At 69.8% G+C, this 15,187-nt stretch carries 14 protein-coding genes; 9 read left to right on the top strand and 5 right to left on the bottom strand.

What is annotated here, in order from left to right; translation table 11 throughout:
* From VGZ32_RS16975 to VGZ32_RS16965, 3 genes are all read left to right on the top strand, one after another.
* A partial coding sequence (locus VGZ32_RS16975; RefSeq protein ID WP_326887030.1) for an MFS transporter occupies positions 1-1,056 on the top strand: 1,056 nt, incomplete at its 5' end.
* 59 nt (positions 1,057-1,115) lie between these two features.
* Positions 1,116-2,369 (top strand): ATP-grasp domain-containing protein, encoded by a 1,254-nt coding sequence (locus VGZ32_RS16970; protein WP_326887029.1) that lies wholly within the window; start codon positions 1,116-1,118, stop codon positions 2,367-2,369.
* A gap of 2 nt (positions 2,370-2,371) precedes the next feature.
* Positions 2,372-2,674: a hypothetical protein gene (locus VGZ32_RS16965; RefSeq protein ID WP_326887028.1), complete on the top strand. Its 303-nt coding sequence runs from the start codon at positions 2,372-2,374 to the stop codon at positions 2,672-2,674.
* Positions 2,675-2,863: 189 nt separating this feature from the next.
* Here VGZ32_RS16965 and VGZ32_RS16960 read toward each other — a convergent pair whose 3' ends face one another.
* The 3 genes from VGZ32_RS16960 to VGZ32_RS16950 form a co-directional block, all read right to left on the bottom strand.
* Entirely contained in the window at positions 2,864-3,208 is a 345-nt protein-coding gene (locus VGZ32_RS16960; RefSeq protein WP_326887027.1) for a hypothetical protein, read from the bottom strand.
* A gap of 422 nt (positions 3,209-3,630) precedes the next feature.
* The gene (locus tag VGZ32_RS16955; RefSeq protein ID WP_326887026.1) at positions 3,631-4,182 is read right to left on the bottom strand and encodes a hypothetical protein; all 552 of its coding nucleotides are present in this window, start codon (positions 4,180-4,182) and stop codon (positions 3,631-3,633) included.
* 249 nt (positions 4,183-4,431) lie between these two features.
* Entirely contained in the window at positions 4,432-5,070 is a 639-nt protein-coding gene (locus VGZ32_RS16950) for a TetR family transcriptional regulator (RefSeq protein WP_326887025.1), read from the bottom strand.
* A 157-nt stretch (positions 5,071-5,227) separates the two neighbouring features.
* Here VGZ32_RS16950 and VGZ32_RS16945 point away from each other — a divergent pair, with 157 nt between their 5' ends.
* Positions 5,228-6,142, top strand: coding sequence for an oxidoreductase (locus VGZ32_RS16945; RefSeq protein WP_326887024.1), 915 nt, complete (start codon positions 5,228-5,230; stop codon positions 6,140-6,142).
* A gap of 77 nt (positions 6,143-6,219) precedes the next feature.
* Entirely contained in the window at positions 6,220-7,029 is an 810-nt protein-coding gene (locus VGZ32_RS16940) for an SDR family NAD(P)-dependent oxidoreductase (RefSeq protein WP_326887031.1), read from the top strand.
* A gap of 69 nt (positions 7,030-7,098) precedes the next feature.
* Here VGZ32_RS16940 and VGZ32_RS16935 read toward each other — a convergent pair whose 3' ends face one another.
* Positions 7,099-7,656 carry a TetR family transcriptional regulator gene (locus VGZ32_RS16935; RefSeq protein ID WP_326887023.1) on the bottom strand — a complete coding sequence of 186 codons (558 nt, stop codon included), beginning with the start codon at positions 7,654-7,656 and terminating at the stop codon, positions 7,099-7,101.
* An 86-nt stretch (positions 7,657-7,742) separates the two neighbouring features.
* Here VGZ32_RS16935 and VGZ32_RS16930 point away from each other — a divergent pair, with 86 nt between their 5' ends.
* From VGZ32_RS16930 to VGZ32_RS16920, 3 genes are all read left to right on the top strand, one after another.
* The gene (locus VGZ32_RS16930; protein WP_326887022.1) at positions 7,743-8,642 is read left to right on the top strand and encodes an SDR family oxidoreductase; all 900 of its coding nucleotides are present in this window, start codon (positions 7,743-7,745) and stop codon (positions 8,640-8,642) included.
* 147 nt (positions 8,643-8,789) lie between these two features.
* Positions 8,790-10,166 (top strand): NAD(P)-binding protein, encoded by a 1,377-nt coding sequence (locus tag VGZ32_RS16925; protein ID WP_326887021.1) that lies wholly within the window; start codon positions 8,790-8,792, stop codon positions 10,164-10,166.
* A gap of 1,062 nt (positions 10,167-11,228) precedes the next feature.
* Positions 11,229-14,360, top strand: coding sequence for an AfsR/SARP family transcriptional regulator (locus VGZ32_RS16920; RefSeq protein WP_326887020.1), 3,132 nt, complete (start codon positions 11,229-11,231; stop codon positions 14,358-14,360).
* 37 nt (positions 14,361-14,397) lie between these two features.
* On the opposite strand, the gene VGZ32_RS16915 is transcribed toward VGZ32_RS16920, so the two are convergent.
* Positions 14,398-14,616 carry a hypothetical protein gene (locus VGZ32_RS16915; RefSeq protein ID WP_326887019.1) on the bottom strand — a complete coding sequence of 73 codons (219 nt, stop codon included), beginning with the start codon at positions 14,614-14,616 and terminating at the stop codon, positions 14,398-14,400.
* Between the two features lie 226 nt (positions 14,617-14,842).
* Between VGZ32_RS16915 and VGZ32_RS16910 the strand changes: the two genes are divergently transcribed.
* Positions 14,843-15,178, top strand: a complete 336-nt coding sequence (locus tag VGZ32_RS16910) for a hydroxyisourate hydrolase (RefSeq protein WP_326887018.1) — start codon at positions 14,843-14,845, stop codon at positions 15,176-15,178.
* The last annotated feature ends 9 nt before the right edge of the window (positions 15,179-15,187 follow it).

The following is a 15,187-nucleotide window of genomic DNA, read 5'->3' as shown; positions in this document are numbered from 1 at the left end:
GCGGCCGTGCCGGCCGGGCGGGCGTGCGACCGCGGTAGGCCGCAGGTGGTCCTCGCCATCGCGCTCGCGGCGCTGGCTGCGGCTGCCCTCGGCTTCGTCGTCGTACGCACTGTGCCTGAGGCGCTGGGCGTCGCTTGTCTCTACGGCTCCGCATGCCAGAGTGCGTACACCGCCCGCGCGGCGCTCGCGGCGCTGGTCGATCCCGACGACCCGGCTCGAGCGAATGCGCGGCTCTACCGGATCGGAAACGTCGGCTACGCGCTCGCCACCCCGGTCACCGGTCTCGCCGCGACGTGGGGGACGGCTTGGGCCTACCGGCTAGCGCTGCTCGGCGCGGGGGTGGCGTTCGCCCTGGCCGCCCTGTTCGCCGTCCTGGTGCGCGCCCGTCATCCGGCCGCCGACGTCGTGCACTCGGACCCCGGTTCGGGCCGGGGGCAGCCGTGGCGTGATCGGCGCTATGTCACGCTCACGGGGCTCTGGGCCGTAACAGCGGTGCAGTTCTGCATCGCGGAGTTCGCGCTGCCGCTGTGGGTGGTCGGGCACACCCGGGCGCCGCGGGCGATGGTCGGGGCATCGGCCTTGATCTCAACGCTCGTGGTCACCACCCTCCAGCCCACGGCCAGCCGGCGCACGGCCGCCACGCACCGCGCGGCGGGTGCGATGGCGGTGGCGGGGATCGCGGCCGGTGCCGGGTGCCTCGCCCTGGCGGCAGCCTCCGGCCGCGCCCCGGCCACGGCCGCGGTGCTGGTGGCGTTCGCCGCGCTGGCGCTGGCTGCGGCAGAGCTCTGCCAGGCCGTCGGATCGATCACGCTCAGCTATCGCCTCGCCCCGACCGAGGCGACCGGCACCTATCAGGGGTTTTTCAGCCTCGGGCAAGGGCTGGCGATGGCCGCCGGACCTGCCGTGCTTGCCGGCACCGTGCTGCGGCCTGGTGCCGGATGGCCCGGCGCCGCGCTGCTGCTCGCTATGGCCGGTCTGCTCGTACCTGCGGTGGTGTGCCCACGCCCACACCGCTCAGTCCAGCCTGTCTCCATTGAACCGGGAGGTAATAGATGAACACGCACATCATGATCCAGCATAGACCCGCTTCTGCTCTGCTATCCGGGAGCGTTCCAGTGGACACCGGCCGCGTGGCGATCGTCGATCCCTACTCCACCGGCGAGCACCTGGCCGCCGCGTTCGCCAGGCGAGGCTTCGAGGCGGTGGCCGTCCTGACGATAGCTCCGCCCTCCGAGTGGCCCGGCCGACTGCGCAGCGAGCAGTACGCCGCAGTCATCGACTACGACGAGAATCCGGCAGAGGTCGCCCGGTACCTGAAGCAGCTTCAGGTCTGCCACGTCCTCGCCGGCTCCGAGTCCGCTGTCCCGGTCGCCGATCGGCTCGCGTCCCGGCTCGGCGCGCCCGGCAACGACCCGTCCAGCTCCACGGCGCGGCGCGACAAGTTCGCCATGGCCGGCGCACTCGCTCGCGCCGGTGTGCGGCACGCCCGGACCATGCGTGCGTTCAGTGTCGGGCATGCCCAGAAGTGCGCATCCGAGCTGGGCGGCTGGCCGTTGGTGGTCAAGCCGGCGGATTCCGCTGCCAGCGACCGGGTGACGATCGCGCACAGCATGGCGGAAGTCTCGGGTTTCGCCGCCGACGTCCTGAACGCGAGCAACCTCTTCGGCCGGCGCAATGAGGCCGTGATCGTCCAGCAGTACCTGAGCGGTGAGCAGTACGCCGTCAACACCGTCTCGCGCGGCGGGGTCCACCGGCTCGTCGAGGTCTGGCACGACCGGCGAACGGACCTCGGCGACGGGCGGATGATTTACGACCGGATGGATCTGCTCGCACCGCAAGATGCGCGCGTGCCGATCTTGTCCGGATACGTGCGAGCCTGCCTCGACGCTCTCGGCATCGAGTACGGCCCGGCGCACAGCGAGGTCATGCTGACCGCCCGCGGGCCGGTCCTGATCGAGACCGGGGCGAGGCTGCAAGGCGGTGACTCGGTCGCGCTCATGCACAAGGCGATCGGCACTAGCCAGACCGACGCCGCTGTGCTGGCCGCGCTCGACTCGGCCGGCGCCCACGCCGCCCGCGCGAGCGCTCCCTACCCTTACGCGCCCGTCACGCAGCTGTTCCTTCAGTGCCCCGTGAACGGTCGAATCGGCGACGACTCAATCGAGCAACTGCTGCGGATCCCGGGAGTAGCCGGATGCGTCCACACCCCGGCGCCTGGCGCAGCGGTGCGCCAAACCGTGGACCTGCTCTCCAGCCCCGCCACCGTCTACTTGACCGCCGACACCACGCGGCAGATCGATCAGGCGTACGCGGCCGTGCGGGAACTGGAATCGACGGACTTCTACCAGAACGTGAGTCAGGAGCGTTGATCATGGCCTACCCTCCGCTGCTCAGCGCGCTCGCCGCCGAGCGCATCGCCGACCTTCGTCGCGCAGCCGCGCGGCGTCGCCCTGTGCTCGACGGCGAGCCCATCGCCGACCTGCACCGCGAGGCCGCATGGCATTGCCCTGTGCTCGCCGCGCTGCGGGCACGCCGTGTGCGCCGGGCGGCGGCGGCCGAGGCGCGCCTGTCCGTTCAGACCACGGCTGCCGTCGAACGCGGAGTCGAACATTTGTACGATGAAGGATCGCGCGCCATCGACAAGAAAACGATCGCTCAGCCGGAGATGCACTGAGCTCCCGTGAACGCCACGATCATCCGCTCCGCCGCCGCCCGAGGACGGCGGCGGAGCGCTCGCCGCCGTGGGTGCCGTGCTGGTGAGCGCGGCACCCACAGCCAACTCCGAACTGTGCATTCCCCCGAACGTCGCGCCCTGATCAGTTACTGATCAGGGCTCGCCCCTGCTGGTTGACAAAGGTGCGCGTCAGGGACGGCCCGGTACCGCGTTGTGGTGCGCCACGGCCGCCGCCAGGACTTCGAAAGACGCCGCCGTTTCAGATCCTTCGGCGGGGGTGTAGTGGAGGTTCGCCCACTGCAGAAGGATCACCATGTCGCGGTTGCGCCGCGGCACCTGCCGGTCCACGCGGATCACGTCGTAGGTCTCGCAGATCCAGGTCTCGGCCAGCACTCCACGCCGGGATAGGCAGGCGTCCTCCACAATGACAGCCCGCCCACGGGTCTGTCCGTAGGCCGTGACGAACGTGGTCGCGTCGAAAACAACCTCTCCAGAGTCCTTGAGCGTGGCCCTGAGGTTGTGCAAAACGGCCAATGGGTCGATCGTGCGTCCTCCCGCGCGCGCGATCGATTCGCTGTGCTGCCTGCTGTGCGGGACCGAACCCGTAGCAGCGTCCGTATTTGAGTCCTCGTACTGTGGCCTGCGGTTACGGGAGCTGTCTGTCATTGTCCCATCCCTCCCCGAACCTTTGCCCCGCGCCCGCCCGTGCGTGAGGCTGAACCGCATAGAACAAATAGCTGATACCGGTTGGCTACTTTGGGTGTCAGGCATGCAACGTCGTGTGCCGATCGAACACCCAAGAACGTGTGTTACCCGTGCAGTGCTCGAAGATTTGTTCGATCTGGCGGCACCATCATACTGGTCCCGCCACGGTCGACAATGACTCTTTGCCCACGTGTCCGCCGGAAAAGAGCGCCCGCCGCCCCCGACGCGCCCTCGCCGACACACCGGCTCCGCTATACACGCTCCCGGTCGTTGTTCGACAGGCGCGCGGCGAGCTTTGAGGCGTCTTCCAGCCCTGCGAGCACCTTCAGCAGCACTTCGCGGCCCTCTTCCGGCAGTTCGGCGATGCGCAGTGCGAGATCCTGGACGGCCGCCTGCCCGTCGTCGGCCAGCGTGGCCATCTGATAAGCGACCTGCCGCACCCGGTGATGCTGCATCAACTCCAGGTCGTCCAACTCCGCCTCGGTGCGACGGTCGAGCTCGTCGTCCCCACCGAGCAGGTAGGCCGCCGGCACGTGGAAGAACTCGGCCAATGCCTTGAGCCGGTTCACGGTCGGGTTGTCCGCGCGGCCGACGCGCAACTGCCATACGTAGGTCGCGGAGATGATGTTCTTCCCGGCCTTCTCGTTGATCGCCGCGGCGACGTCCGCGGCGGTGTACGGCTTGCCGTCGTGTGGATGCAGCAGGAACAACCTGCCGAGTTTGCGAGCCAGCTCTCCGGGAGCCTCGTCGGGCTCGGGCTGCTGTACCGCGCCCTTCTGCACCGGCGGCGTGCCCTTAGTCATGATGTCCATCCCGTCGCTACTGCTATGCCCCGTCCGGCCGGGCCGGAGCTCCTGCGCACCGTCGGAGTCCGACCCTACCGACTTATACTGAGATTAAGCGCTTGGAGGGTACTTGGCCGCAAGCCCTAGCGCGGTGCACTGAGGTAAATCGAGACGCGCGTGCGAGGCGCACGCGCCGACCGGGCCGAGACCGGGAGGGCCCTCGTGCCCCCGTCGCGGCGCGGGTTTCGCTCTTGGGGGTGCCGGATTTCAATCAGCCGTCGCCGACGGCCGCTGCGTTGCCGCTCCCGGGTTGGTGAGCGCGAAGGCTTCGTCCACCAGGGCGTTTAGGTCGCCGTCGCCGTCGCGCCGGGTCCAGGATTCCACGGCGACTTGAAACGCGGTCAGGGCGACGCCCGCGGCCAGCGCGGGCCCGAGGTCGTCGCGCGCGTCGAGTCCTTCGCGCCGGGCCAGCTCGGCGGCCAGCTCCTCCTGGAGGACGGACTGGTTCTCCAGAAAGCGGCGGTGCAGCGCCGGGGTGCCGAACACGAGGCGGATCAGCGGCAAGGACTTCGCGGGCTCCTCGGCCATCTGCTCGATCGCGACGGCGAAGGCCGCGCGGAGCGCCTCCTGCGGGCTCTCGTGGTCCGGCCGGGTGGCGAGTTCGCCGCGGATCGCCGCACCGAGGTCGCTGACGGACTCGACCACGACGTCTTCCTTCGACTTGAAGTACCGGAAGAAGGTGCGGCGGGACACTCCGGCCGCCGCGACGATCTGGTCGACCGTGGTCTGTTCGTAGCCCTGGCCGGCCAGCAGGCGCAGCGCGGCCTCGCCGAGTTGGTCGCGGACCAGTTGCCGCTTTCGCTCCGCGATGGTCATCGGGGCGAGTAGCCGTGGGCTGGAGCGCATCAGATCACGGTAGCACTCCCATGCGGTCTCGTGCCCTTAAGGGCACGGTGGGTCTTGGTTGACACTGAGTGTCGCCGCAGGCATTCTGTGCACGAAAGAGGCTGGCGCGCGGAGCGCGGCAAGAGCCGAGCGATCGAGAGTGGGAGTGAGAGGGCACATGGAACGCTGGACGGCAGACCGGATCGCCGATCAGACCGGCCGGACCTTCGTCGTCACCGGGGCCAACAGCGGACTCGGCTTCGAGACGGCTCGGCGGCTCGCCGCACACGGCGGCCGGGTGGTGCTGACCGCGCGCACCGACGCGAAGGGCGCTGACGCGGTCTCCCGGATCAAGGCCGCCCATCCCGGAGCGAACGCGGAGTACCGCCTGCTCGACCTCGCGGACTCGGACTCGGTACGCCGATTCGCCGAAGGGCTGGCGGATGACGGGATCGCCGTGGACGTGCTGGTGAACAACGCCGGGGTGATGATGCCGCCGCGCCGCCTGACCGCCGCGGGCTTCGAGTCCCAGTTCGCCACCAACCACCTGGGCCACTTCGCCCTGTCCGGCCTGCTGATCGACACCATCGCGCGAGGCCGCGATCCGCGCGTGGTCACGGTGAGCTCGACCATGCACAAGCGCGGCTCGATCCACTTCGACGACCTGACCGGCGAGCGTTCTTACTCGCCCGCCGGGTATTACTCGCAGTCCAAGTTCGCGAACGTGCTGTTCGGCCTGGAGCTCGATCGCCGCCTGCGCGCGGTAGGCAGTCCGGTGCGCTCGATCCTCGCGCATCCCGGGTATTCGGATACGAATCTTCAGTCTTCCGGGCCGACTGGGCTGTCCAAGCAGATGATGCGGCTCGGCAACCTGCTGCTCGCGCAGCGAGTCGAGATGGGCGCGCTGGGCCAGCTCTATGCCGCGACCGATCCTGAGGCGCAGAGCGGGAAGTTCTACGGCCCGAAAGGGTTCGGTGAGAACCGCGGTCACCCGGTGGAGGTGCAGCCGATCGAGGCGGCGAAGAACATCGAGACGGCCAGGCGGTTGTGGACGCTGTCGGAGGAGCTGACCGGCGTCGTCTGGAAGATCTGAGGATACGCCGCGGCGGGGATGGACGGGCAATCGCGGATCTGTCGTATCGGCACGTTAGCGTCTCCCCCGTGACGCGCATGGTGGGGAGCGGCGGCGAGCGGGTGGCGTGGGTGACCGGGGCCAGCCGGGGAGTCGGGCGCGGGATTGCCCTGGCGCTGGGCCGCGCTGGCTGGGTGGTGTACGTGACTGCTCGGTCCAGCGCGGCCGGGCGCACCGGGCATCTGCCGGGCACGGTCGAGCAGACTGCGCGGGAGGTGAGTGCCGCAGGCGGTCGGGGTGTGGCGGTGGTGTGCGACCACGGCGACGATACGGCGGTCGCGGCGGTGGCCGAGCGCATCGACGCGGAGTGCGGCCGGCTGGATCTGCTGGTCAACAACGTGTGGGGCGGGTACGAGCGGCTGAACGCCGGGGCGTGGGCGGAGTGGAACGCCCCGCTGTGGGAGCAGCCCGTCGAGTTGTTCGATGCGATGTTCGCCGCCGGGGTGCGTGCGCATTACGTCGCCTTGCGGTTGTGTGCGCCGCTGCTGATAGCGACGTCCGGGAGTCTGGTGGTGACGGTTTCCTTCGCCGTTCCGGAGGCCGAGCAGGCTCCGTACTGCGCCGCCTACGCGATGGCGAAGAGCGCTGATGACCGCCTGGCGCTGGCGGCGGCGGTGCAGTTGCGCGCGCATGGAGTCGCGTCGCTCGCGCTGCATCCCGGGCTGGTGCGCACCGAGGGGGTCATGCAGTTCGCCGAGCACCTGGACCTGGTCGACTCGCAGTCGATGGAGGGGGTCGGGCGCGCGGTCGTCGCGCTTGCGGATGATCCCGACCTGATGACATTGAGCGGAAGTGTGGTCAGTGTCGAGCGGCTGGCCGACCGTTACGGCATCGACGTCATGAGTTGATCTGACCTGATACAGCCGACCCGGCACGCCTCCTCACGCGGCGGTGTGACGGTGTGACTCCGGGCTCTGCTACATCAGTTTGCGCAGCGCCGCTGTGGTCTGCGCGACGCATTCGGCGAAGCTGGGCTGCGCTTGCTCCGAGATCCAGCTAGCGAACGCGACATGGAAGACCGTCACCGCGCTGTGGGCGGCGAGGTCGGCCGCGGGCTCGGGTGCACCGCGCTTGCGCAGGGCCTCGGCCGTCGTGTCGACCATCGCGGCCAGCTTCAGCAGTTCGCGCTCTTGCAGGCTCGGATTGGCCGCGATGATCCGGGAGCGGCGCACGGCGTGGTCGCGCCGCTCTTCCAGCAGGTCGCCGGCCGCGACGATCCCGGTCAGCGCAGCTTCGAGCGGCGAGAGGTCGCCCGGTGCGGCCAGGATCGCCTCGTGCACCGTGTGCACCATGGTCGCGGAACCGTCGAACAGGACCTCGCGCTTGTCGGCGAAATGCCGGAAGAACGTTCGCTCGGTGACGCCGGCGCGCTCGGCGATGTCCACGGCGGTGGTCTGCTCGAAGCCGCGCTCGGCGAACAACTCCATCGCGGCGCGGATCATCCGCCCCTGCGCGTCCGGCATCCAGCGGCCCATGCCTACGAGTCTAACGATGGCAGCGGCTGACATCACGTGGTACGTTTGATGTCAGTAACTGTCATGCTCTCGGAAGGATGCACATCATGCGCGTCTTCGTCACCGGTGCCTCCGGTTGGATCGGCTCCGCCGTCTCCGACGAACTGCTCGCCCACGGGCACAAGGTCGTCGGCCTCGCCCGCTCCGACGACTCGGCCGCCGCGCTCGAAGCGAAGGGCATCACCGCTCACCGCGGCAGCCTCGACGACCTCGACAGTCTCGCCTCAGCGGCCGCGGCCGCCGACGGCGTCGTCCACCTCGCCTTCAAGCACGACTTCTCCGACTACGTCGCGGCCGGCCGCAGCGAGCACGCCGCCGTCCAGCGGATGCTTGACGAGCTCGCGGGCAGCGACCGGCCGTTCCTGATCGCCTCCGGGCTGGCCTCGGGTGTCGTCGGGCGGCCGCTCACCGAGGACGACGCATCGCCGTTCCACGGTGCCGACTCCATGCGCGGCGGCAGCGAGAACCTCGCCCTGTCCTACGCCGAGCGCGGGGTGCGCCCGGTGGCGCTTCGCTTCGCGCCGACCGTCCACGGCGCGCGCGATCACGGCTTCACCTCGACGCTGACGAGGATCGCGAAGGAGCGCGGGGTGGCCGGCTACATCGGCGACGGTTCGACCCGCTGGGCGGCGGTGCACCGCTCCGACGCCGCGCGGATGGTCTGGCTGGCGCTGGAGAAGGCTCCGGCGGGGTCGCGGGTGCACGCGGTGGCCGAGGAAGGCATCCCGTCCCGCGACATCGCCGCCGCCCTCGGCGACTACCTGGGCCTGCCGACGGCGGCGGTCGCGCCGCAGGACGCCGAGTCCCACTTCGGCTGGATCGGACGCTTCTTCGGGATGGACATCGTCGCGACGAGCACGCGTACCAGGGAAGTGCTCGGCTGGACGCCGACGGGCCCGACGCTCTTCGAGGACATCGCCGCGGGGGCTTACGCGCTGCCTGAGTGACGGCCGAACTTCAGGGCGCTGACAACATGAGGTTCGCTCGCATACTATCGGCGCGAGTTTGCCGCAGGAGTCAACCAATCGCGCCCATAGCTGGGATCCTCGAGGGAGAAAGTCATGCAGCCGACACGTCGACAGGCACTGAGGACAATGGCCGTCGGCACCGCCGCAGCCGCGACGGCGCTGGCGGCCAGGCCCGCCGCGGCCTGGGCGTCGAGCGCTGATGTGAGCCATATCATCGAACGCGACGTCGTCGTGGTGGGTGGCGGGTCATCGGGTACGTACACCGCGGTGCGGCTGCGCGATCTGGGCAAGAGCGTCGCGGTGATCGAGAGCCAGGACCACCTCGGCGGGCACGTCAACACCTACCGGGACCCGGCGACCGGGCTCACGACCGACTTCGGCGTGAGCGACTTCCACGACATTCCGGTCGTGCGCGAGTACTTCGCCCGCTTCGGCGTTCCGCTGGTGACCGACATCCTCCAGGGCACGGGCACCACCGCATTCGCCGACTTCCGCACCGGCCGGGTGATCCCGGGCTACACGCCGCCGGTGCCGATCGCACTGGGAGAGTATTACGGCATCCTCCAGCAGTATCCGTACCTCGCGACCGGCTGGGACCTGCCCGACCCCGTCCCGGCCGAGTTGCTGCAACCGTTCGGTGACTTCGCCGCCGCCAACAACCTCGGTTCGATCGTCCAGCTCGCCTTCGAGTACGGACAGGGCTTCTTCAACGGCATCTTGAACCTGCCGACCGTCTACATACTCAAGTACTTCGGTCTCGACGTCGTCGGGTCCATCCTGAACAACTCGTTCCTGACCACCCCGGATCACGACAACATCCGCCTGTACCAGCAGGCCGGCGCCTTCCTCGGCCAGGACGTCCTGTTGGAGAGCACTGTCATCGCGGCGGAGCGCGACGGGGACGGTGTCGCGCTGCTCGCCGGCACACCCTCGGGGCCGGTCCTCATCAAGGCGGGCAAGGTGGTGATCACCATTCCGCCGCTGCTGAACGCGCTCGCGCCGTTCGGCCTCGACACCACCGAGTCCTCGCTGTTCAGCCGGTTCCAGCACGCCAACTACTACGCCGCGCTGCTGAGCCTGCCCGGCGTCCCGAACACGCTGACCGTGCAGAACGTCGCGGCGGACACGCCCTACAACCTGCCGCCGCTGCCCGCGGTGTACGTTCTGGCAGGCAGCAACATCCCCGGCCTGTTCGACGCCTGGCTCGGCACCCCCTACACCGTCAGCGACAGCGCCGCGCGCGCGATGATCGTCGAGGCGATCGGCCGGCTCCAAGCCGCCGGAACGCTGCCGGCCACCCATCCGAACTTCGTCGGCTTCGCCAGCCACAGCCCCTGCGAGCTGACCGTGAGCGCCGCCGACATCGCAGGGGGCTTCTACAGCTCGCTGTACGCGCTGCAGGGCCACCGCAACACCTTCTGGAACGGCGCCGCCTTCCACGTGCACGACTCGTCCCTGCTGTGGCGATACACGGAGACGCTGCTCCCGGCGATCGCTGCGTAACGAGACACAGAGAGCCGAGACCTAGAGAGCACAGTCGGGCGGGCCGGCCGCGCCTCGAATGCGACCGAATACGGCGGGCTCACGCCGCCCCCTCTGGGCGTGCGTGAGCCCGCCGATGCAGATCGCCCATCTCACCGCCGCGGACCACTGCTGCGGTGGACCATCACCGCCGCAGACCATCGTCGCGGCGGACTCACGACTGCCTTGTGCGAGCATGCCTCCGTAGGAGCACCGGCGGGTCGCCGATTTCACCCAGGAGGAGCTGGCCCGGCGCGTCGGTACATGCGCTTACTCGACGCCGAGGCGGTCCGCATCGGTACCGGCGGGGGCGTCTTCCACGCCCTGGGACTTGTACGAGAGCCTCGGCTGCGTCAAACTGCCGGTCGCGGTCTACAGCCAACGGCTGTGACGAGAATAATCTCCAGATCACGACGTAAGCGCGTGCGACGGAATCGCGAACCCGGGCAGAAGCATCGCGATTCGCTCGTGGCATTCTTCCGCGGCGCTTCGTGTCAACTGATTCTGAGAGAAGCCGGAGGAAAGAACGCGTCGACTATCCCTGACGCGGTAGGCAATGGATGCTCGAAGGTTCAACCACTGTTCCGCGTCGGACGAGACTTGAGGGCAGAACGGGCAGCGCTTTCGGGCAGTGCTGGCGCCACTGGCGGTGATTGCCGCCCAGGTGGCGGACCGCTCCCGAGAGCGCTCCCAGCCCTGGCGCGCGGCTCTTCTTAGCAATGATCTTATATACTGCGTGCGCCGCGACGCTGCTGGGATGGTGTCGCGGCGGCGCTTCGGGGGGAAATCTCCGTCCTGCTGAAGTGCCGCCTAGCAGATCCCGGTGCGTCCGCGCGCCCTTTTGTAAATCCTCCGGCGGACACCGACTGCTCACAAAGTAGACACTGGACTACGTCACGGCGTGTCGTGATACTTACTCCGTGTCGCCGTCCCACGCACCGAGAAATCGGTCGGTCGCCGCTGCGCGCGCCGATCCGAGGTTGACCGCTTGAAGAAGGCCGCGGCCGGTTCGTGGGTCGCGGCACCTAAACAAGGGGGTAGTGGGTGGAGTTCCGCGTTCTTGGGCCGCTCGAAGTGTGCAATGAGGGGCAGAGCATCCACCTCGGCGGTCCGCGTGAGCGGACCATTCTGGCCATGCTGCTGCTCGAGGCCAACCGGGTGATCCCGGTCGAGCGCCTGATCGACGCGGTGTGGAACGACGATCCCCCGGTGACCGCGCGCGGACAGATCCAGATCTGCATTTCCAATCTGCGCCGCCGGATCTTCGCGGCGTCCGCCCGGGATCCGATCGAGACCCGCCTGCCCGGCTATCGGCTGCGTCTGGACGACGGGGCGCTGGACCTGCACCGGTTCGAGTCGGCGGTGGCCGACGGCAGGAGCGCGTCGAAGGCCGGCGATCCGTCCCGCGCGGCCGTGGACCTGCGCCGGGCGCTCGGCTTCTGGCGGGGCGCGGCGCTCGCCGACATCGAGAGCCGGGTGGTGCAGGTCGCGGTGACCCAGTTCAACGAGCGGCGGCTCGAGGTCCTGGCCGAGTGCCTGGACTGCGCGGTCGCGGCGGGGCGGCACCGCGAGCTGATCGGCGAGCTGACCGCGCTGGTGGAGGAGCACCCGCTGCAAGAGCGGTTCAGGGCTCTGCTGATGACCTCGCTGTTCCGCTCCGGGCGGCAGGCCGAGGCGCTCGAGGTCTACCGCCGCACCCGCGAGGTGCTGCGGGAGGAACTCGGCATCGAGCCCGGAGTCGAGCTGCGCCGGCTGCACCAGGAGATGCTGGCCGGCGAGCCGACCGGCCCGGCGCCGTCCGCGCCGCGGTCCGCCGCCCCGGCGCCCGCTCGCGTCCAGCCCGAGCCTCCGGCCCGCCGCCGCGCGCCCAGCCTGCTGCCGGCCGACATCCCCGACTTCACCGGGCGCGGCCAGGTGGTCAAGCTCCTGATGAAGCATGTGGGCGGCGAAGACGCGCTGCGCGGCGGCGAACAGGCGGTGCGCGTCAGCGTCATCGTCGGCCAGGGCGGAGCGGGCAAGACGACACTCGCGGTGCACGTGGCGCACCTGCTGGCCTCGTCGTTCCCGGACGGCCAGCTGTTCGCCAGACTGCGCGCCGGCGACTGCGCGGTCAGTCCCGGCGACATCCTCGAGCGCTTCCTGCGGGTGCTCGGCGTGAGCGGACCGGCGCTGCCCGACGGACTGGAGGAACGCGCGGAGCTGTTCCGCGACCTGCTCAGCAGTCGCAGGATGCTGCTCGTGTTCGACGATGCCATGACGGAGCAGCAGGTCGCGGCGCTGATGCCGGGCACGGCCCAGTGCGCGGTGATCGTCACGAGTCGGCGGCGGCTGACCGGGCTGCCCTCTGTCGGGCGGCTCGAGATCGGAGCGCTGAGCCGGCGCAGCGCGATCGAGTTGTTGTCGCGGATCGTCGGCCCGGCGCGCATCGACGCCGAGCGCGACGCGGTCGACCAGCTGTGCCGCCTCTGCGGGGACCTGCCGCTGGCGCTGCGGATCTGCGCCGCGCGCCTGGCCGCCCGGCCGCACTGGAGCGTCGCGGACCTGGTGGACCGCCTGGTCGACGAGTCGCACCGGCTCGACGAACTGAACCACGGCGCGATGGAGGTGCGGGCCAGCATCTCGCTGACCTACGACGGGCTGGACGAGGACGCGCGCTGCCTCTTCCGCCGGCTGGCCCTGTTGGAGGCCCCGAATTTCGCCTCCTGGGTCGGCGCTCCGCTGCTGGGCGTGGACGTGCTTCGCGCCCAGGACGCTTTGGAGGCGCTGACCGAGGCCTATCTCATCGACACCGAACCGGGCGGCACGGCCGGGCAGGCACGCTACCGGTTCCACGACATCATGCGGCCGTTCGCCCGCGAACGCCTGGCCGAGGAGAGCGCGGACCAGCGGCGGATGGCGCTGGAGCGCTGGTTCGGCACCCTGCTCGAACTGGCGTCGGAGGCGCACCGGCGCGAGTACGCCGGCGACTTCCTCCAGCGGCCGAGCGGTGCGAGCCGGTGGCCGCTGCCGCAGTCCCTGGTGGAACGGCTGCTCGACCGTCCGCTGGCCTGGCTCGACCTCGAGCGCGCGTCCCTGGTCGCCTCCGTGCGGCAGGCGGCCGCGAGCGGCATGTCCGAGCACGCCTGGGACCTGGCGCTGAACGCGGTGACGCTCTTCGAAGCGCACGGCTATTTCAACGACTGGCGCGAGACCCACGAGACCGCGCTGAGGGCCGCCCGCCGCTCCGGGGACGACTGGGGCGAGGCCGCGATGCGCTATTCGCTGGGCTCCCTGCACATGTTCGAGCAGCGCACGAAGGAGTCAGCGCTCGAGTTCGAGCAGGCATACGCCGCCTACCAGCGGCTCGGCGACCGTCACGGCGCGGCCCTGGTGCTGCGGAACATGGCCTTCCTCGACCATATGAACGGCGACCTGGAGTCGGCGCTGTCCCGCTGGGAGGAGGCTCTGGCCTCGTTCCGGAGCGTCGGGGACCGGGTGGCCGAGGCGCACGTGCTCCAGCACCTCGCCCAGCTGCGCCTGGACTACGGGGAACAGGACGAGGCGTACGGGCTGCTCGCGCGGGCCGCGACGATCTGCGACGAGGTGGGCAACCGCAGGGTCGGTGCCCAGGTGCAGCACCGTCTGGGTGAGTTGCTGCTGCGCCGCGGTGAGCTCGAGCGTGCCGCGGCCGCCTATCGCAGGGTGCTGGAGGCTGTGCGCGAGGCCCGGGACCGGGTCGGCGAGTGCTACGCCCTGCTCGGCCTCAGCACGGTCGATCTGCGTCGAGGCGAACTCGATGAGGCGGCGCAAATGCTCGCCACGGCCGACGAACTGGCCGCGGAGGCCGGGGAGCGGATGGTGGCCAGCCGGATCGCGCTGACGCTCGCCGAGGTCACCCTCGAATCGGGGGATCTGCCGTCGGCGGCGCTCCACGCCGACCGTGCGGTGACCGCTTTCGATGAGATCGGCGCGGCCCTGTACCGGGCCAAGGCGCTGGATGTGCGAGGTCGGATACACCGGGCGGCCGGGGAGCCGGACGACGCTCTGGAGGCGTGGCGGTCGGCTCACGACCTGCTTTCCCGGCTGCGGTTGGACGGCGCAGTCGCGCTGTCGCAGGAGCTTGAGGCGCACATGTCCGCCGTCCACGGCGGCGCCTGGCAGTCCACTCGGGTGGACCGGGTGGACCAGACCGCGTAGGTGTCGCGGTCACGCGCTTAGCGGGGGAGCGGGCGGCTTAGCCCCAGTTGGTGTTGTTCGGCCCGGGGCAGCCCGAGCTGTTGCTCTGTCCGCTCCCGGAGCAGTCCTGCGGCCCTGCCAGCGCGTAAGCGGCTGCCTGCTGGTCCGCACGCCCGGTCGGCGAGCTCTGGTGCAGCACCGAGCCGGCCACCCCGCCCGACACGGCCGCGAGCAGCACGAGCCCTGCGACGGTCCCACGCGTTCTCTTGATCGTCATGGCCGATTCCCTTCGAGGTGGCTGCCGCGGACCGCGCCGCGGCAGGTTTCCTGCATCCCGGTAACGACCATTCGCCTGATGGCTATCGTCCTGCTTCCCGGGCGGTCTCGAGCCTCTATCGGCGCGGCGACGGCCGCCATCGGCCGATGGCGGGCCGATGGCGGGGCGATACCGGGACGGCGGACGCTCGCCGCACAAAACCAGTTCGGGCGGAAGCGGTAGTCGGATGAGGCTCTCGGTCTATGTCGTGGACTGCGCGAACGGTGTGGCGGCGACAGACGTCGGAGTCCAGCTGCGAGCGCGTGCGGAAGGCGGATGGCGGAAGGTGACCTGTGGGCAGACCGGGTCGGACGGGCTGCTGTCGCTGTGGAGCGGCCGGCCCATCGACCCCGGGATCTACCAGCTGGTGTTCGACCTCGACCAGTACTACGCGGTCCTCGGAATGGTCTCGCTTTTCCCGCGGGCGATCGTGGAGTTCCGGGTGCGCGACCCGAATGCTGACCTGCACCTGCCGCTCGTCACCACGTCCAATTCCTACAGTACATTCAGCGCTGATTCATGAGGTGCCGCC

It is taken from the genome of Actinocrinis sp., assembly GCF_035938995.1.
Taxonomy (GTDB): Bacteria; Actinomycetota; Actinomycetes; order Streptomycetales; family Catenulisporaceae; genus DASZGI01.
The sequence above is the reverse complement of the archived record's forward strand: the minus strand, read 5'-3'. Positions and strand labels throughout refer to the sequence as shown.

Coding starts and splice junctions, on each gene's coding strand:
- VGZ32_RS16965 (WP_326887028.1), top strand. CDS start 2,372: ATGGCCTACCCTCCGCTGCTCAGCGCGCTCGCCGCCGAGCGCATCGCC.
- VGZ32_RS16955 (WP_326887026.1), bottom strand. CDS start 4,182: ATGACTAAGGGCACGCCGCCGGTGCAGAAGGGCGCGGTACAGCAGCCC.
- VGZ32_RS16950 (WP_326887025.1), bottom strand. CDS start 5,070: ATGCGCTCCAGCCCACGGCTACTCGCCCCGATGACCATCGCGGAGCGA.
- VGZ32_RS16945 (WP_326887024.1), top strand. CDS start 5,228: ATGGAACGCTGGACGGCAGACCGGATCGCCGATCAGACCGGCCGGACC.
- VGZ32_RS16940 (WP_326887031.1), top strand. CDS start 6,220: ATGGTGGGGAGCGGCGGCGAGCGGGTGGCGTGGGTGACCGGGGCCAGC.
- VGZ32_RS16935 (WP_326887023.1), bottom strand. CDS start 7,656: ATGGGCCGCTGGATGCCGGACGCGCAGGGGCGGATGATCCGCGCCGCG.
- VGZ32_RS16930 (WP_326887022.1), top strand. CDS start 7,743: ATGCGCGTCTTCGTCACCGGTGCCTCCGGTTGGATCGGCTCCGCCGTC.
- VGZ32_RS16925 (WP_326887021.1), top strand. CDS start 8,790: ATGGCCGTCGGCACCGCCGCAGCCGCGACGGCGCTGGCGGCCAGGCCC.
- VGZ32_RS16915 (WP_326887019.1), bottom strand. CDS start 14,616: ATGACGATCAAGAGAACGCGTGGGACCGTCGCAGGGCTCGTGCTGCTC.
- VGZ32_RS16910 (WP_326887018.1), top strand. CDS start 14,843: ATGAGGCTCTCGGTCTATGTCGTGGACTGCGCGAACGGTGTGGCGGCG.